At 69.1% G+C, this 16,473-nt stretch carries 16 protein-coding genes; 1 reads left to right on the top strand and 15 read right to left on the bottom strand.

The window, feature by feature from the left end; all coding sequences use genetic code 11:
- Positions 1-42 precede the first annotated feature (42 nt).
- Positions 43-930 carry a LysR family transcriptional regulator gene (locus PMI12_RS15360; RefSeq protein WP_007834066.1) on the top strand — a complete coding sequence of 296 codons (888 nt, stop codon included), beginning with the start codon at positions 43-45 and terminating at the stop codon, positions 928-930.
- A gap of 9 nt (positions 931-939) precedes the next feature.
- Here PMI12_RS15360 and PMI12_RS15355 read toward each other — a convergent pair whose 3' ends face one another.
- Genes PMI12_RS15355 through PMI12_RS15285 form a run of 15 tightly spaced genes read right to left on the bottom strand, consistent with a single transcriptional unit; the run spans position 940 to position 16,290 of the window.
- Complete coding sequence (locus PMI12_RS15355; protein WP_007834065.1) at positions 940-1,803, bottom strand: isocitrate lyase/PEP mutase family protein; 864 nt, start codon at positions 1,801-1,803, stop codon at positions 940-942.
- Positions 1,800-3,212, bottom strand: a complete 1,413-nt coding sequence (locus PMI12_RS15350) for an FAD-dependent oxidoreductase (RefSeq protein ID WP_007834064.1) — start codon at positions 3,210-3,212, stop codon at positions 1,800-1,802. Before PMI12_RS15350 ends, PMI12_RS15355 begins: the two co-directional genes overlap by 4 nt.
- Positions 3,209-3,823 (bottom strand): cysteine hydrolase family protein, encoded by a 615-nt coding sequence (locus PMI12_RS15345; RefSeq protein ID WP_007834062.1) that lies wholly within the window; start codon positions 3,821-3,823, stop codon positions 3,209-3,211. The genes PMI12_RS15350 and PMI12_RS15345 overlap by 4 nt, the downstream gene beginning before the upstream one ends.
- Positions 3,820-5,874, bottom strand: coding sequence for a hydantoinase/oxoprolinase family protein (locus tag PMI12_RS15340; protein WP_007834061.1), 2,055 nt, complete (start codon positions 5,872-5,874; stop codon positions 3,820-3,822). Before PMI12_RS15340 ends, PMI12_RS15345 begins: the two co-directional genes overlap by 4 nt.
- Positions 5,871-7,583 (bottom strand): hydantoinase B/oxoprolinase family protein, encoded by a 1,713-nt coding sequence (locus PMI12_RS15335; RefSeq protein ID WP_007834060.1) that lies wholly within the window; start codon positions 7,581-7,583, stop codon positions 5,871-5,873. The genes PMI12_RS15340 and PMI12_RS15335 overlap by 4 nt, the downstream gene beginning before the upstream one ends.
- Positions 7,576-8,094: a LeuD/DmdB family oxidoreductase small subunit gene (locus tag PMI12_RS15330; RefSeq protein ID WP_007834059.1), complete on the bottom strand. Its 519-nt coding sequence runs from the start codon at positions 8,092-8,094 to the stop codon at positions 7,576-7,578. The genes PMI12_RS15335 and PMI12_RS15330 overlap by 8 nt, the downstream gene beginning before the upstream one ends.
- Complete coding sequence (locus PMI12_RS15325; RefSeq protein WP_007834058.1) at positions 8,091-9,383, bottom strand: 3-isopropylmalate dehydratase large subunit; 1,293 nt, start codon at positions 9,381-9,383, stop codon at positions 8,091-8,093. Before PMI12_RS15325 ends, PMI12_RS15330 begins: the two co-directional genes overlap by 4 nt.
- The gene (locus tag PMI12_RS15320) at positions 9,380-10,336 is read right to left on the bottom strand and encodes a tripartite tricarboxylate transporter substrate binding protein (protein WP_007834057.1); all 957 of its coding nucleotides are present in this window, start codon (positions 10,334-10,336) and stop codon (positions 9,380-9,382) included. Before PMI12_RS15320 ends, PMI12_RS15325 begins: the two co-directional genes overlap by 4 nt.
- Positions 10,337-10,375: 39 nt before the next feature.
- Complete coding sequence (locus PMI12_RS15315; protein ID WP_007834056.1) at positions 10,376-11,086, bottom strand: ABC transporter ATP-binding protein; 711 nt, start codon at positions 11,084-11,086, stop codon at positions 10,376-10,378.
- Positions 11,083-11,844, bottom strand: a complete 762-nt coding sequence (locus tag PMI12_RS15310; RefSeq protein WP_007834055.1) for an ABC transporter ATP-binding protein — start codon at positions 11,842-11,844, stop codon at positions 11,083-11,085. The genes PMI12_RS15315 and PMI12_RS15310 overlap by 4 nt, the downstream gene beginning before the upstream one ends.
- A complete protein-coding gene (locus tag PMI12_RS15305) occupies positions 11,837-12,817 on the bottom strand; it encodes a branched-chain amino acid ABC transporter permease (RefSeq protein ID WP_007834054.1) in 981 nt (326 codons plus the stop codon). Before PMI12_RS15305 ends, PMI12_RS15310 begins: the two co-directional genes overlap by 8 nt.
- The gene (locus tag PMI12_RS15300) at positions 12,814-13,686 is read right to left on the bottom strand and encodes a branched-chain amino acid ABC transporter permease (RefSeq protein WP_007834053.1); all 873 of its coding nucleotides are present in this window, start codon (positions 13,684-13,686) and stop codon (positions 12,814-12,816) included. Before PMI12_RS15300 ends, PMI12_RS15305 begins: the two co-directional genes overlap by 4 nt.
- A gap of 13 nt (positions 13,687-13,699) precedes the next feature.
- Complete coding sequence (locus PMI12_RS15295; RefSeq protein WP_007834052.1) at positions 13,700-14,905, bottom strand: ABC transporter substrate-binding protein; 1,206 nt, start codon at positions 14,903-14,905, stop codon at positions 13,700-13,702.
- Between the two features lie 21 nt (positions 14,906-14,926).
- Positions 14,927-15,709, bottom strand: a complete 783-nt coding sequence (locus PMI12_RS15290) for a GntR family transcriptional regulator (RefSeq protein ID WP_007834051.1) — start codon at positions 15,707-15,709, stop codon at positions 14,927-14,929.
- 53 nt (positions 15,710-15,762) lie between these two features.
- Positions 15,763-16,290 (bottom strand): helix-turn-helix domain-containing protein, encoded by a 528-nt coding sequence (locus tag PMI12_RS15285; RefSeq protein ID WP_007834050.1) that lies wholly within the window; start codon positions 16,288-16,290, stop codon positions 15,763-15,765.
- Positions 16,291-16,473 lie beyond the last annotated feature (183 nt).

The following is a 16,473-nucleotide window of genomic DNA, read 5'->3' as shown; positions in this document are numbered from 1 at the left end:
GAAACTCTGGCGACTTCAGAATTCCTCAAAAAGGAACAACCCGTGTCCAACCGCCTCGAAGCCCTGCGCGTCTTTTTCACCGCTGCCGATGCCGCCAACTTCCGCGAAGCTGCGGTACGCCTGTCCGTGTCGCCGCAGGTGGTGACACGTGCGGTGCGCGAGCTGGAAGAAGAACTGGGCGAGCCGCTTTTTCACCGCAGCACGCGCGGCGTGCAGCTCACCGATTTCGGGCGGCAACTCGCGCAGCGCGCGCGTGTCGCGGTGGGCGGCGTCGACGCGCTGTTCCACCGCACCGACCGTCGCGCGCTGTCGCAGCACGCGGGCACGGTGCGCGTCACCGCGCCCAACGTGTTCGGCCGCCGGCTGATCCCGCGGGTGCTGGCGCCGATGCTGGCCGAGCATCCCGGCCTGGTGCTCGACCTGAGGCTGTCGGAAACCCATGCCGACGTGGTCGACGAGCAGATCGACATCGGGGTGCGGGCAGGCCCCATCCGCGATGCGCGCTTCGTCGCGCGCACCGTCGGCAAGATGCGCCTCCATGTGGTCGCCGCGCCGGCGCTGATCGAGCGCACCGGCATTCCGAAGAGCCTCGACTCGCTGCCCGGCTTTCCGCTCACCGCGCTGATGGACCGCAGCTCGGGCCGCCCTTGGTCGTGGTTCTTCAGCAAGGGGCGGCAGGTGCCGGTCGCCGCGCCGTCCTTCGTCACCGACGACGTCGATGCCGAGTGCGCCGCCGTGCGCGCGGGCCTGGGCTTCGGCCAGCTCGTGGGCCCGCTGGCCGAGCCGCTGCTGCAATCGGGCGAGTTGGTGGCGGTGCTCGAGGCCGAGGCGCCCGAGCCCTGGCCGATCCATGTCTACCGCTCGCAGCGCGCGCCGGTGCCGGCACGGGTGCGGCTGGTGTACGACGAGCTGGTCCGCGCGTTGCGCTGAGCCGCATCGTCAGTCGTACTTCTGGCCGGTACGCATCAGTTCGGGCGTACCGATCACTTCGTTGAGCGCATCGAAGTCCAGCATCTGCGGCCGCCACGGCTGCGTGGTGCGGTGCTTGTGCAGGCTCCCGTAGTAGCCCTGCAGCGTGTGCACCACCGCGCGCGCCGTGCCGCCCGGAAAGATCGCGATGCGAAAGCCGTGCTTCTGCAGCGCATCGGCATCCTGGATCGGCGTCTTGCCGCCTTCGACCATGTTGGCCAGGAGCGGCACGCGGTCGCCGAATCGCTGGCAGGCCGCATCCATCTGCTCGGGCGAGCGCAGTGCCTCGATGAAGAGCGCGTCCACGCCACAGGCGAGGTACGCCTCGGCGCGGTCGAGCGCGGCGTCGAGCCCTTCGACCGCCACCGCATCGGTGCGCGCGAGGATCAGCGTGTCGCTCGATGCGCGCGCGTCCAGCGCGGCCTTGAGCTTGCCGACCATCTCGCGCTCGGGCACCACGGCCTTGCCGTCGAGGTGGCCGCAGCGCTTGGGAAAGGTCTGATCCTCGATCTGCACCATCGCGGCGCCCGCGCGCTCGAAGCCGCGCACGGTGCGCTGCGTGTTCAGGGCGTTGCCGAAGCCGGTGTCGGCATCGACGATCACCGGCAGGCTCACGCGCTCGGTGATGCGCGCGAGCGTGTCGGCCACCTCGGTGAAGGTGGTGAGGCCCACGTCGGAGCGGCCCAGCCGCGTGTAGGCGATGGAGGCGCCCGAGAGGTACAGCGCCTCGAAGCCGGCCTGTTCGGCCACGAGGGCGCTGAGTGCGTCGTACACGCCGGGCGCGAGCACGATGTCGTTACGCGCAAGCCGGGTCTTGAAGGAGGGGGTCGTCATGGGGACGCTTTCGTCGAAGAGATCAATGCAGCGGCCGTGCGCGCCGCGATGTAGCCGCCGGCCACGGCGCTCAGCAGGCCGTTGCCGGAGAGATAGCCCCACACCGCATCGCCCGACACGCCGCCTGCCGCGCCGCCGGCGGCGAGCAGATTGGCGAAGGGCGTGCCGTCGTGGCGCAGCACGCACATGTCGGGCGCAGTATCGAGGCCGCCTTGGGTGTGGAAAAGCGCGCCCGTGACCTTCACTGCGAAGTACGGGGCGTCAAGTGCGCGTGCGAACACGCGGCCGTCGGGAGGCGTGCCGTCCCGCATGGCATCCAGCGTGACTTGCAGCACGGCGGGCTCGCAGCCGATGCAGTCCGCGAGCGCGGCGACCGATTCGCGGCGGCGCAAGGCGCCCGCCGCTTCCGCATCGCAGAAGTCGGGAAAGCCGCGCGCCAGCGCGAGCAACGGCGCATCGAACACGTTCCACGCAATGCCGCCCGGCTGCGCGAGCACATGCACGGCCGCTTCCGAGTAGCCCTGCGTCTCGTCGTGGAAACGCCGGCCCTCGCAGTTGATCTGCACGCCGCCTTCCATCATCACCGCCCACGACATCAGCGCCCCTTGCGGCGTGACCCACGAGCCATGGCCCTGGTAGCCGCCGAGATCGCGCAGGCGCGCGCCCAGCGATTCGCCCCAGAGGATCGCACTGCCGTCATTGCCGGTGTGGCCGCCGAAGGTGGCTTCGGCCATCTGGGGCAGCAGCGCGCGGACCATCTGCGCATTGCCGCCGAAGCCGTTGCAGGCGAGCAGCAGCGCGTCGCAGGCCAGCGTCTCCCGGCTGCCATCGGGCCGCGAGTAGTCGATGCCAAGCACACGATCCCCGGCATCGAGCACCAGCGTATCGACCAGCGCCTGCGTCAACACGGGGATGCCTGCCGCCTCGACAGCCGACTGCAAGGCCGCCATCAGCGCGGCCCCGGTCTTCTGCGGCAGCGCGTGCATGCGGTGCACGCTGTGTCCCGGATAGAGAAAACCGTCGAGCAGCATCCACTGCAGGCCATGCCGTTCCTGGAGCGCATCGAGCGCCGGTCCGATGGAAGACGCATAGGCCTCGACCAGCGCAGGCGCCGCGCGGCCACGGGCCTTGGCCTGGATATCGGCCGCAAAGCGTTCGGCGCTGTCGTCGTGCACGCCATGCGCTCGCTGGGTGCGGGTGGCGGGCGCGGGAATGAAGCCCGAGGACAGCGCGGTCGATCCGCTCGGCAGTGCATCGCGCTCCAGCACCACGCACTCCACGCCCGCATCTGCCAGCATCAGCGCGGCCGTGAGCCCGCAGGCACCGCCGCCGACGACGGCCACCGGCACGTGCACGTCGGCTTCGACCTGTGCCGCGCGGCGGATGAGACGCGTAGGGCTTCCAGTCATGCGAGCGACGCAGTGAAGGCCGCGCAGTCCGTCACCTCGGCCACGTTGCGCATGTCGGCCAGCGAAGTCTGGTGGCGCTCTTCGCCGAACGCCGCACAGCCATCGGCGAGCACCAGCGTGCGGTAGTCGCGCATGTGCGCATCGCGCACCGTGCTCGCGACGCCGCCGTTGGTGACGATCCCGCAGACCGCCACGGTGTCGATGCCCGCGCGGCGCAGCACCCAGTCGAGCTGCGTGTTGAAGAAGGCCGAGTACGCGACCTTGCTGACCGTCACGTCGATGACCCCGCTCAACGCATCGACGTTCGCCTGGCCCCAGCTGCCCGGTGCGAAGTCGCCCTTCTTCAGGTACGGGCGCAGCGCCTTGAGATGCGGCGAAACCATCGGCTCGCCGTCCGCGTCGGGCCACAGAGTGAATTGGCTCGCAACCACCAGGCCGCCCGCCGCCTTGAGCGCACGCGCGACCTCGGCCACACGAGCGGGCAGCAGCAGCGCCGGCGGGTTGATGTCGCCGCCGCGCGCATAGGCGCCGTTCGCATCGAGAAAGTCGTTCTGCAGGTCGATGACGACCAGCGCCGTCTTCGCTGCAATGGGTTTCGTCGCTTCGCTCACGACAGCCTCACCAGCAGGTTGCCGTGCGCATCGACCTCGGCATGGAAGCCGGGCTCGAGCCAAACGGTGGTGTCGGCCTGCTCCAGGATCGCAGGCCCTTCGATGCGCGCGGCCACCGGCAGCTCGAGCCGCGCATAGCGCACGGCCTCGTGCCACTGACCGTGATGGAACACGCGCTGCGTGCCCAGCGGCGCGGTGCTGCCCTCGCCTTCGGGCGCGAGCACCTTCAGGTCGAACTTAGGCCGCACGCCGATGCGCGCATAGCGCAGGTTCATCACGCGGATCGGAATGCCGTCCAACACGCGGCCGAATGCTGCCGTGTAGCTGGCTTCGAACGCGGTGCGGATCGATGCGGCCGTGAGCGGCGACTTGCCCGCATCGGCGAGCACCACGGGCAGCGTGTGAGTCTGGCCCGCGTAGAGCATGTCGAGCGCGATCACCTCGCGCACTTCGTCGAAGCGCACGCCCGAGGAATCCAGGCGCTGCTGGCAGCTCGCGGCCAGCTCGTCGATGCGGCGCTGCACGTCGGCCACGTCGAGTTCGGTCAGCGGCTTGTTGAGAGTCTGCACCGCGTCGTGGCGCATGTCGGCGATCACACAGCCGAGCGCCGAGGTGACGCCGGGGTAGCGCGGCACGATGCCCGTGGCGACGCCCACCTCGCGCATCATGGCGCACACATGCAGCGCACCGCCGCCGCCGAACGGCATGTAGGCGAAGCGGCGCGGGTCGTGGCCGCGCTCGATGGAGACGAGTCGGATCGCGCCCGCCATGCGCGCGTTGGCCACTGTGAGAATGGCTTCCGCAGCCGCATGCACGTCCAGGCCCAGTGGACGCGCGACGTGTTCCTCGATCGCCTGGCGCGACTTCTCCGCGTCCAGCGCCGCGAGGAGGCCTCCACCCAGCGGGCGGTCCGCCGCGATGCGCCCCAGCAGCACGTTCGCATCCGTCACCGTCGGCCGCATGTTGCCGCGTCCATAGCACGCCGGCCCCGGCACGCTGCCGGCCGACTCGGGGCCTACCAGCAGCATGCCGCTCGCATCCACGGAGGCGATGGAGCCGCCGCCGGCGCCGATGGTCTCGATCTGGATCATCGGCGAGCGGATCACCATGCCGAACTCGATGGCAGTCTGCGCGGCCAATGCGGCCTCACCATTCGCGACCAGCGACACATCGAACGACGTGCCGCCCATGTCCCCGGTGATCGCGTTGGGAAAGCCCGCCGCGCGCGCGATGGCCGCGCAGGCGATCACGCCCGCCGCCGGGCCCGACAGCGCCGTGCGCACCGGCAGGTCGCTCGCGGTCTGGCGCGACATCACGCCGCCGTTGCTCTGCACCACCAGCAGTTCGCCCGCGAAGCCCTGGCCGCGCAGATCGGACTCGAGCCGGCCGAGGTAACTACCCACCACCGGCTGCAACGCGGCGTTGAGCGTGGCGGTCGAGCAGCGCTCGAACTCGCGAATCTCAGGCAGCACTTCGCTCGCTGAAGTGACATGCGGATTCGGCCAGAGTTCGCGCACCGTCGCGACGGCGAGGCGTTCGTTCTCGGGGTTCGCGTAGGTGTTGATGAAGAACACGCACACCGCCTCGCACCCCGCTTCGAGCAGCGAGCGTGCCTCAGCGCGCACCTGTTTCAAGTCGACCGCGGTGTGCAGCGTGCCGTCGGCCAGCACGCGTTCGTCCACCTCGCGGCGCAGGTCGCGCGGCACCACGGGCGTGAAGCTGCCGCGCAGTCCCCAGGTCTCGGGGCGGTCGCGGCGGCGCATCTCCAGCACGTCGCGGAAACCGCGCGTGGTGATGATGCCGGTGCGCGCCACCTTGCGTTCCAGTAACGCGTTGGTGCCGACCGTGGTGCCGTGCACGATAGTGGAAATATCGGCAGCCGAATCGGCCACGCGCGCCACACCGTTCATGAAGCCGCGCGCTTCTTCGCCGCGCGTGGAAGGCACCTTGACGATGCGCGCCGTGCCGTTGGCCTCGTCGAGCACGAAGAGGTCGGTGAAGGTGCCGCCGACATCGACGCCGACGACAAGGGATTTACCAGTGGAGGTCATTCGGTCACTTTCTTGACGCTGCTGCCGGTCGTCACATAGCCCATCGCACTGTCTGCTTCGCGCTGCGGCGCGGGCCGCTCGGCCGCATGGCCCCAGCCGCCACCGCCCGGCGTTTCGAGCCGCACGCGTTCGCCGCGAACGAGCTGGATGCCGCGCATCTTCGAGACCATGGGCGGCGTGTGCCATGCGCCTTCGTTCTCGTAGCTGAACTTGTTGACCGCGCCTTCGCCGCCGCCGGCGATGCCCTTGGGCGGCGAGGTGCCGCGCTCGCCGAAGACGAACACCTCGGCGTCCTTCTCCAGCAGTTCGATTTCATACACGGCGCCGAGGCCGCCGCGGTGCCGGCCGTCGCCACCCGAATCGGCGCGCAGCGACCATTCGGTGAAGCGCACCGGGTACGCGGCTTCGAGGATCTCGAGCGGCGGAATCGTCGCGGTCGAGATCGGCGCGTTGCCGTGCGAAAGCCCGTCGCCGCCCGAGTGGCCGCCATGGCCGCCACCGAAGAAGCTGAACATCACCCAGCGCTGGCCTTCGCGGCCCTTGTCGCTGCGGTGGCCCGCGATCGACAGCGCATTGATCGTGCCGTAGGCCTGCGCCACGGCGCGCGTCGGATCGGCTTGCGCGGCGGCGCTGAAGATCACGTCGATCATGCGCAGGATGGTCTCGGTGTAGCCGCCGACCGGGCGCGGGCGCTCGCAGCTGATCACCAGCTTGTCGGGAATGTTGAAGTCCACCGCGTCGAGCACGCCGGCATTGGCCGGCACATCGGGGAACAGGTGCTTGAGCGCGACGTAGCAGGCGGCCACTGCGGTGGCGCGCGAGATGTTCACCGGCCCCGCGCATTGCGGCGAGGTGCGCGAGAAGTCGAGCAGCAGCCGGTCGCCGACCACCGTCATGTCCAGCGCGATGGTGAGCGGCTCGTTCGTGATGCCGTCGTTGTCGAGCACGTCCTCGAAGCTGTAGCGCCCGTCGGGCAGCGAGGCGATGTGCGAGCGCATGAGCCGCAGCGCTCGGCTGCGCAACTCGCCGAGCGCGTTCAGCACCAGGTCGTCGCTGTACTCGTCGAGCAGGCCGTTCAGCCGCTTTTCGCCCAGCTCCAGCGCGGCGAGCTGGCCGTTCAGGTCGCCCCAAAGACTGTCGGGCAGGCGCGTGTTGGCCTGCAGGATGGCGAGTACGTCCGCATCGAGCACGCCATCGCGCACGATGCGCACGGGCGGAATCTGCACCGCCTCCTGCCAGCACTCGGTGGCGGCCGGGTTGTAGTTGCCGGGCACGGCGCCGCCCACGTCGTGCCAGTGCGCGGCCGAGGCCATGTAGCAGTAGAGCTTGCCGTTGCGAAAGAACGGTTTCACCAGCTTGAAGTCGTTGGCGTGCGTGCCGCCGTCGTAGGCGTCGTTGCTGATCCAGATGTCGCCGTCCTTCATGCCGCCGCGCGGCTCGGCCGCCTTGGCGGTCGCGCGCACCGCGAAGGCCATGGCGCCGACGAACACCGGCAGGCCCGACTTGCCCTGCACCAACGTGTCGCCGCTCGTGGCGTCGTACAGGCCGTGGCAGGCGTCGTGGGCCTCGGCAATGATGGGGTTGAACGCGCTGCGGTAGAGCGTCGCGTCCATCTCGTCGGCCACCTGCTCGAGGCGGCCGCGCAGCACGGCGAGCGTGACGGGGTCGATCGCTGTCGCGGTCGCTGCGAAAGAGGAAGGGTCAGACATTGCTTGCTTTCTGGGAGGCCGGTGAGCCGCCACGCTGGCGTAACTGGTTCATCAATCCGCCGGCGCGGACCATGTCCATGAGGAATCCGGGGACGGGCTCGCACGCCAGCCGTGCACCGCGGGGCGAGACGACGGCGGGCGCCGTGGTGTCCAGGGCGATGCGGTCGCCCTCGGCCAGCGTCTCGGCCTCGGCACAAGTCAGGAGCAGCAGGCCGAGGTTGAAGGCGTTGCGGAAATAAAGCCCGCTGTAAGACGGCGCGATCACCGCCGCCACGCCCAGCTGCACGAGCACGGCTGCGGCCTGCTCGCGCGAGGAGCCGATGCCGAAGTTGGGGCCGGCCACGATCACGTCGCCCGGTTGCACCTCGCCTGCGAACTCCGGCCGCACGGCCTCGAGGCAGTGCTTCGCGATGACGTCGATGCCGTGCTTCATCGCATGGCCCGGGGCGAGCGCGTCGGTGTCGACATCGGCGCCCAGGCGCCAGACACGGTGCAGGGTCTGGCCGTTCATGCGAGCACCTCGCGCGGGTCGGTCACGCAGCCGCGCAATGCGGCAGCGGCCACCGTGTAGGGCGACCCCAGGTAGACCTGCGCGGTCGGCGAGCCCATGCGGCCCTTGAAGTTGCGCGCGGTGGTGGAGATGACGGTGACGTCATCGCCCATCGGGTCGCCGTAGCCGGAGCACGCGCCGCACGCGGTCGGGAACAGCTCGGCGCCCGCATCCATCAGCACCTGCAGCACGCCTTCTTCGCGTGCCTGTTCCTGGTCGCGGATGCTGGCGGGCGCCACGATCAGGCGGATGCCGCTCGCCACCTTGTGGCCGCGCAGCACCTGCGCGGCGGCGCGCAGATCGTCGAGCTTGGCGCCGGTGCAGGCGCCGATGTAGGCCACGTCGACGTGCGTGCCCACGTACCGGCTTACGCCGTGCGCGTTGGCCGGGCTGTGCGGCGCGGCGACGTAGGGTTCGAGCGTGGAGGCGTCGAAGCGATGGTCCGTGAGCGCGGCGTCTTCGTCGGTGAACCACGGCGCCATGTCGACGGGCGGCGCGCCTGCGCCGACCAGGAACTCGGCGGTGGTCGCGTCGGGTGCGATCAGCCCGGCCTGCGCGCCCAGCTCGGCGCTCATGTTCGAGAGCGTCATGCGCTCCTGCATCGACAGCGCGGCGACCGCGGGCCCCGCGAACTCGACCGCCTGGTAGCGCCCGCCGTTCATGCCGAAGCGGCCGATCATGTGCAGCATCATGTCCTTGGCAGTCACGCCCGCGGGGAGCGCGCCGTCCCACCACATGCGGATGGTCTCGGGCACACGCAGCCAGATCTCACCGGTCACCATCACGCCCAGCATCTCGGTGCTGCCGATGCCGAACATGTAGGCGCCGAATGCGCCGCCCGTGGGCGAATGCGAATCGCCGCCCACGCACAGCATGCCGGGTCGGATGTGGCCGTGCTGCGGCACCACGACGTGGCAGATGCCCTGGCTGTCGTACACGTGCGGCAGCTGCTGGTCGCGTGCCCAGTCGCGTGCGATGCGCACGATGCGGCGCGAGTCGTCGTCGCGCTCGGGCACGTAGTGGTCCATGACGAGCACCACGCGCGAGCGGTCCCAGATCTGCGCGCCGAGCTCCTCGAGCATGGGCTTGAGGCGCCGCGGACCCGAGGAGTCGTGGAACATCGCCAGGTCGACGCCGCAGGTCACGATCTCGCCCACCGACACCCGCTCGCGTCCGCTCGCGCGTGCGATGAGCTTCTGCGCCAGCGTCTGCGCCTGTGTCTGCGCGCGGGTTGGGGCCATCGATGTCATTCCGGCTTGGCTCCCGAGAACTTGACGACCTTGGCCCAGCGCGTGATCTCGCTCTGCACGAAGGCGGAGAACTGCTCGGTCGAGTTGCCGACCGGGATCGCGCCCTCGGTGTCCAGGCGCTGGCGCATGTCGGCCTGCTGCAGCGCGTGGCGCGCGGCATCGCCGATCTGCTTGACGCGCTCGGCTGGCATGTGCGCGGGGCCGAAGAGGCCGAACCACGCGCTCGATTCGTAGCCCGGCAGCGCCTCGGCAATCGCCGGCACGTTCGGAAAGGCCGGCAGCCGCTTGGCCGTGGTCACGCCCAGCGCCTTGAGCTTGCCGGCCTGGATGTGCGCCTTGACGTTGCCAACGGCCGCGAACATCAGCTGTACCTGGCCCGCGAGCACGTCCTGCACCGCGGGCGAGGTTCCCTTGTAGGGAATGTTCACGATGTCCACGCCCGACTGCATCTTGAAGGCTTCGCCAGCCATGTGCAGCGAGGAGCCCACCGCGCCGATCGCGAAGTTCAGCTGCCCCGGCTTGGCCTTGGCGAGCGCGATGAGCTCGCGCACGTCCTTCACGGGCAGCGACGGGTGCGCCACGAGGATCGACGGCGAGGTCGCTACGCAGGTGAGCGCGGTGAAATCCTTCACCGGATCGAAGGGCAGCGTCGGGTAGAGCGTGGCGTTGATCGCGTGGCTGGTGAAGCTCATCAGGAGCGTGTTGCCATCGGGCGCGGCCTTGGCCACTGCATCGGCGGCGATGTTGCCGCCCGCGCCGGGCCGGTTCTCGACGATGACCGTGCGGCCGAGCGCCGGGCCCATGCTCACGGCGAGCGAGCGCGCGAGCGTGTCGGTCGAGCCGCCCGCGGGCGCGCCGACGAGGATGCGCACCGGCGCGTTGCCGATCTGTGCGAAGGCGCCGCCGGCCCATGCCGCGGCCAGCGATGAGAGGAGGATGTCGCGTCTTTTCATGTGTTGTTCTCCGGGAAAATCGTGGGGTGTTCGCGGGCGTCAGAGCCCCAGGTAGGCGCGCCGCAGTTCGTCGCTGCCGAGCAGTTCGCCGGGCAGGCCCGAGAAGCGCACGCTGCCGTTCTCCAGCACGTAGGCGCGGTCGGCGATCTCCAGCGACTGGCCGACGTTCTGCTCGACCAGCATCACCGCGAGGCCGCCGTCGCGCAGTTCGCGGATCAGCGAGAACATCTCTTCGACCAGCAGCGGCGAGAGGCCGAGCGAGGGTTCGTCGAGGATCAGCAGCACCGGCTCGGCCATGAGGCCGCGCGCGATGGCCAGCATCTGCTGCTCGCCGCCGCTCATCGTGCCGGCGTGCTGCGCCATGCGCTCGCGCAGCCGCGGGAAGATGTGGAACATCTTCTCGACGTTGGCCGCGCGCCGCTCGCGGCCGCGGGTGAAGGAGCCGAGCTCCAGGTTCTCCAGCACGCTCAGGTTGGGAAACACCTTGCGGCCTTCGGGCACCTGGATGAGGCCGGCCTTCACCACGTCGCGGTAGTGCGCGCCGCTCAGGTCCTTGCCGTCGAAGCGCACCGTGCCGCCCCAGGCGGGGCAGAGGCCGCAGACCATCTTGTTGAGCGTGGACTTGCCCGCGCCGTTGCTGCCGAGCAGCGCGACCATCTCGCCGGCGTTCACCTGCAGGTCGACGCCGCGCAGCACCTCGACGCGGCCGTAGCCGCCGCGCAGGCCTTGAATCTCCAAAAGCGCGGTCATGCCGCGGCTCCCGATGCGGCCTTGCGCAGCCGCGCCGCGGTGCCGTGGCCCAGATAGGCTTCGACGACCTTGTCGTCGGAGGTCACCTGCGCCGGGCTGCCCTCGGCGATCAACTGGCCCTGCGCGAGCACCCACACATGTTCGGCCAGGTGCATCACGGCCTGCATGACGTGCTCGATCATCAGCACGGTGACGCCGCTGTCGGCGATGCCGCGCACCACCGGCATCATCTCGGCGATCTCCTGCGGGTTGAGGCCGGCAAGCACTTCGTCGAGCAGCAGGAGGCGCGGCTTCGTGGCGAGCGCGCGTGCCAGTTCGAGGCGCTTGCGGCCGGCCACGGTGAGGTCGGACGCGGGCTTGTCGAGCTGCGGCGCCAGGCCCACGCGCAGCGCGACGGCTTCGGCGTTCTGCAGCGCCTCGGCACGGCCGCGCACATGCAGGTGCGCGCCGACGGCGATGTTCTCGCGCACCGTCTGCGCCGCAAAGGGCTTCACGATCTGGAAGGTGCGGGTCATGCCGAGTGCGGCGTTGCGGTGCGGCTCGCGGCCGGTGATGTCCTCGCCCGCGAAGCGCACGGTGCCGCTGTCGGGCTTCAAGAAGCCCGACATCAGCGCGAACAGCGTGGTCTTGCCCGCGCCGTTGGGGCCGATCAGCGCGCTCAGGCTGCCCTCGCGCACCGAGAGGCTCACGTTCTGCACGGCCTTCAGGCCGCCGAAGGAGCGCGAGAGGCCGTCGATGGCCAACAGGGCGTCAGTCATGGCGGCCTCCCTTGGACTTCCACAGCTGCCGCACCGACAGCCCGATGCCCGCGATGCCGCGCGGCACGAAGATGACGATGAGCACCAGCACCGTGCCGTAGATCACCATGTTGATGCCCGGCAGTTCGCCGAAGAGGTTGCGCGTGAGGTCGGACAGCACATGCAGCACCACCGCGCCGAGCACCGGCCCCCACATCGTCCCCATGCCGCCGACGATGGCCGCGACCAGCGCCTCGATCGACACGGCCGGGCCGTACGCGATGCCTGCATCGATGTACTGGAACACCTGCACATAGAAGGCGCCCGCCGCGCCCATGAAGGCGGCCGACAGGCCGATGGCCCCGAGCTTCACGCGGAACGGATTGACGCCGACGGCGCGCGCCGCGTCCTCGTTGTCGCGCACCGCTTGCAGGTACGCGCCGAAGCGCCCGTTGCGCAGCCACCAGGTGACGAGCAGCGCCGAGACGACCATCGCAAGCACCACCCACAGGTAGCCCGCGCGCGAAGAGAACTGCAGGTTGGCCACCGATTCGCGCAGGGGCACCATGAGCCCCACGCCGCCGCCCGTGAAATCGACCGACAGCGCGAGGATGCGGAACACCTCGGCAAAGGCCAGCGTGACCAGCGCGAAGTACGAGCCCTTGAGGCCGTAGCGGAAGGTGAGCGCGCCCATGAAGAGCCCCACCAGCGCGGCGCCGACGATGGCCAGCGGCAGCGCGACCCAGGCATTGATGCCGCCCTGCAACTGCGCGATCGCCTGGATGTACGCGCCGGTGCCGAAGAACAGCGCATGCCCGAACGAGAACTGCCCGCCAAAGCCGCCCAGGATGTTCCAGGCCTGCGCGATGAGCGTGGCGTAGAGCGCCATCATCACGAAGTTGAGCGTGACACCTGATTTGGTGACGAACGGCACGCACGCGACCAGCACCGCGAAGAGCGCGATGCCCGCGAGTTGCTTGGCGCCCGCGTTCATGCCTTGGCTCCGAACATGCCCTGCGGCCTGAAGAGCACCACGCCGATGAAGATCGCGAAGATGCCGATTTGCCCCAGCGATTCACCGAGGTACAGGCCGCCGAGCGACTCGACGATGCCGACGAGGAAGCCGCCGATCAGCGCCCCCACGAAGCTGCCCATGCCGCCGAGCACGACGATGGTGAAGGCCACGAGCACAAAGCCGCCGCCCACCTGCGGGTTGACGTAATACGCCGGCAGAAGGAAGCACGCCGCAGCGCCCAGGCATGCGAGACCGATGCCGAAGCTCATTGCGTAGACATGGTCCACGTCGATGCCCATGAGCTTGGCGCCCTCCTTCTCCTTGGCGACCGCGCGGATGGCGCGACCGAGGTCGGTGCGGCCCATGACCCAGAACAGGGTGCCCGAGACCACGAGCGCACCCGCGAAGGCGACCAGCTTGGGCACCGCGATCATCGCGGGGCCGATGGCGACGGTGCTGAGCGAATACGCGGTATCGATGTTGCGCGTGTCGGACTTGAAGAACAGCAGCGCGAGGTTCTCCATGACGATGGCGATGCCCAGCGTGGCGAGCAGGATGTTCTCGTCCTTGCCGTGGCCCGCGCGATTGATGACCACGCGCTGCAGCGCGTAGCCGAGCGCGAACATGCCGAGCACGACGATGGGCAATGCCAGGTACGGGTCGATGCCCAGCCGTTCCTTCAGGAAGTACACCGCGTACAGCGCCAGCATCAGGCTGGCGCCGTGCGCGAAGTTGATGATGTGCAGGACGCCGTAGATCAGCGTGAGCCCCAGCGCGATCAGTGCGTACACCGCACCCGTCGTCAGCCCGTTCAGGACCGACGGGAAAAGAATGTCGAAATCGAACATCCCGCCTTCCGCTTCAGGCCACGTGCAGAGGGAACACCGGGTCCACCTCGCGGTAGTCGCGCGGGATGATGACCTTGATGTCGTTCTTCACCACCTGCGTCATGAGCGGCTGCGCACCTTCGTTCTGGCCATTGACGAACTTCGTCGGGCCGTAGGGCATGAAGTGGTTCGAGAAGGTGCTCTTCTCCAGCGCATCGACGATGGCCGCGCGCTCGGTGGACTTCGCGCGCTCCAGTGCATCGGCCAGCAGCCACATCGAGGCGTAGGTCATGAAGACCTCATAGCTGAAGAACTGGCCCTTGGCCTCGACGCGCCTGCGCAGGTCCTGCGCGCGCTTGTCCTTCGGGTTGAACCAGTGGTTGCAGTCGATGATGCCATTGGCCGCGTCCGGAAATTCCTTCACGAACTTGTAGCTCGACGCCGCGCCGCCCAGCACCGAGAAGATCGCCTTGGGCACCACCTTCTGCTGCTGCATGGTGCGCACGAGCAGCGCGTACTCGTTGTAGTAGTTGGCCGGGATCACGATGTCGGGGTTGATCGACTTCATGCGCAGCACGATGTTGTTGAAGTCGCGCGTGGGGTTGGCGTGCTTGACGACTTCCTTCACCTCGAAGCCGTAGCCCGGCAGTTCGCGCGAGAGCAACTGCGCGGTGCCGGCGCCGAAGAGCGACTCCTCGTGAATGATCATCACGGTCTTGGCCGGGTTGCCCGCGGCCTTGTTGAGCACCAGCAGGTTGGCCATGGCCACCTCGGTCGACTTCTTGTAGCCGGGGCCGAAGCGGAAGGTGTTCTTCAGGCCGCGCTCCACGATCTGGTCGGCCACGCCCACGTCGACCACGTGCGGCAGGTTGTACTTGGCCGCGGCCTGCGTGGTCGCGAGACAGATCGCCGAGGCATAGGCGCCCACGATGGCCGAGACGCCGGCTTCGTTCATCTTCTCGACCTCGGCAGCGCCCGCCTGCGGCTGCGACTGCGCATCGCCCAGCAGGGCCTCCAGCTTCGCGCCGCCGAGCGACTTGATGCCGCCCGCCGCGTTGATGTCCTCGATGGCCATCAGCGCACCGAGGCGGCACTGCTGGCCCGAATAGGCCAGCGCGCCGGTGACCGGATGCAGCACGCCGACCTTGACGGTCTTGGGCTGCGCGCCGGCCACGAGCGGGAAGGCAACGGCGGTCGCCAGGGCGGCGGACTGCGACACGAAACTGCGGCGGTTCTGCATGGTGGGCTTTCCTCTTTCTCTTCAGTTGAACTGGGCTGACACGTCTTTGCTGACCCACACCTTCGCGTCGATGCTGCCCACGCGGGAGAGCTGCATTTCGTAGGTGTAGCGGTCGGGGCGGTAGAGGCCGTGCAGCCACTGCACGGGCCGCTCGTCTTCGTCGTAGATGAGGCGGCGCACCGCGAGCAGGGCCGAGCCGACCGACACATCCAGGTGCTGCGCGAGCACGTTGTCGGCCAGGCGCGCGGAGATGGTCTGGTGCGCGCGCCCCACCTTCACGCCCGACTCCTCGAGCAGCACGAGGATCGGCTTCTTCGAGAGCTCGCGGCGGCCGAAGCGGCGCGCGATGGTGTCGGGCACGTAGGTGGTGATGTGCGAGAGCGGGCCCTCCTTGGTAGAGCGCACGCGCACCGCCTTCTGCACCGCATCGCCCAGCTGCAGCTGCAGCGCCTCGGCCACCTGGGTGGAGGCGGTGATGGTCGCGACCTCGATCACCTTCACCGAGGTGTGCAGGCCCATGGTGACGAGGTTCTCGAGCAGGCCGCGCAGGTTGGCGCGCTCCAGGTTCTTCGTGCCGGGCGACTCACCTGCTGCCGGTGGCGGCAATGCGCGTGTGCGCCGGCCGGGGTTGCGTGCGATCAGCCCTTCGGACGAGAGCTGCTCGAGCGCGCGCCGCACCGTGACGCGCGCCACGTCGAACTGCGCCATGAGCGCAAGTTCGCCGGGCAGGCCTTCCGCGAAGCGTCCCTCATGCAACTGCTCACGCAGGACCAGATAGATCTGGTGGTACTTCGGCAAAGGCATTTGCGACATGCCTTTGATGTTTTTGCAGTTTCAATGTTCTGTCAATGGGACATTTAAAACCGAAGGCCGCGCTGCCACGCGCCGGGCGTGAAGCCGAACTGGCGCGTGAAGATGCGCGTCATGTGGCTCTGGTCGGAGAAGCCGCTCGCGGCGGCGGCCTCTGCGAGATCGGCGCCGCGGCGGATCAGGTGGCGTGCGCGTTCGCCGCGCTGCAGCACGAGCCATGCGTGCGGCGGCACGCCGTAGGCCTTCTCGAAGCGGCGCAGCACCTGGTAGGTGCTCAGGCCCGTCATCGCCGCGAGTTCGGCAAGCGTGGGTGGAGCGAGCAGTTCGTCGGCGAGGCGGTCGCGCACCTGCTTCACATCAGCAGCAGCTTCGCGCGACGGGGCGGCGGTGGAGTGGCTGTCGCGCAGCAGGCCGCGCCCGCTGGCAGAGCGCTGCGCACCCTGCTCCAGGAGGCCAAGTCCGTAGGTCGAATGCCAGTGCCGGCCGTAGTGGCGGGCACTCTCGATCGCGGTGCCGTGCACGCCCTCCCAGGGCGTGCCGAACACCTGCGATCGATGGTCCGGCGGCGCGCTCATCCGCCAGATGATCTCAAAACGAGTCCTCTTCACGGGAACCACCGCGGAACCGGCTTTGCCGGGCCGCAGGTGGTGCCCCCGGTAGGGGGAAGGCGCGCGCGACACGAAGTGCGCGAAGCCTGGGGGCGAGCCTTGTTCAGACCATGCCGGACTTCGCCATGATGGCCCGGAGGCTCGCGAAGT

Origin of the sequence: Variovorax sp. CF313 (genome assembly GCF_000282635.1) — a bacterium.
Classification (GTDB): Bacteria; Pseudomonadota; Gammaproteobacteria; order Burkholderiales; family Burkholderiaceae_C; genus Variovorax.
The sequence above is the reverse complement of the archived record's forward strand: the minus strand, read 5'-3'. Positions and strand labels throughout refer to the sequence as shown.

Coding starts and splice junctions, on each gene's coding strand:
- PMI12_RS15315 (WP_007834056.1), bottom strand. CDS start 11,086: ATGACCGCGCTTTTGGAGATTCAAGGCCTGCGCGGCGGCTACGGCCGC.
- PMI12_RS15310 (WP_007834055.1), bottom strand. CDS start 11,844: ATGACTGACGCCCTGTTGGCCATCGACGGCCTCTCGCGCTCCTTCGGC.
- PMI12_RS15340 (WP_007834061.1), bottom strand. CDS start 5,874: ATGACCTCCACTGGTAAATCCCTTGTCGTCGGCGTCGATGTCGGCGGC.
- PMI12_RS15295 (WP_007834052.1), bottom strand. CDS start 14,905: ATGCAGAACCGCCGCAGTTTCGTGTCGCAGTCCGCCGCCCTGGCGACC.
- PMI12_RS15305 (WP_007834054.1), bottom strand. CDS start 12,817: ATGAACGCGGGCGCCAAGCAACTCGCGGGCATCGCGCTCTTCGCGGTG.
- PMI12_RS15285 (WP_007834050.1), bottom strand. CDS start 16,290: ATGAGCGCGCCGCCGGACCATCGATCGCAGGTGTTCGGCACGCCCTGG.
- PMI12_RS15290 (WP_007834051.1), bottom strand. CDS start 15,709: ATGCCTTTGCCGAAGTACCACCAGATCTATCTGGTCCTGCGTGAGCAG.
- PMI12_RS15355 (WP_007834065.1), bottom strand. CDS start 1,803: ATGACGACCCCCTCCTTCAAGACCCGGCTTGCGCGTAACGACATCGTG.
- PMI12_RS15350 (WP_007834064.1), bottom strand. CDS start 3,212: ATGACTGGAAGCCCTACGCGTCTCATCCGCCGCGCGGCACAGGTCGAA.
- PMI12_RS15330 (WP_007834059.1), bottom strand. CDS start 8,094: ATGAACGGCCAGACCCTGCACCGTGTCTGGCGCCTGGGCGCCGATGTC.
- PMI12_RS15300 (WP_007834053.1), bottom strand. CDS start 13,686: ATGTTCGATTTCGACATTCTTTTCCCGTCGGTCCTGAACGGGCTGACG.
- PMI12_RS15335 (WP_007834060.1), bottom strand. CDS start 7,583: ATGTCTGACCCTTCCTCTTTCGCAGCGACCGCGACAGCGATCGACCCC.
- PMI12_RS15320 (WP_007834057.1), bottom strand. CDS start 10,336: ATGAAAAGACGCGACATCCTCCTCTCATCGCTGGCCGCGGCATGGGCC.
- PMI12_RS15325 (WP_007834058.1), bottom strand. CDS start 9,383: ATGACATCGATGGCCCCAACCCGCGCGCAGACACAGGCGCAGACGCTG.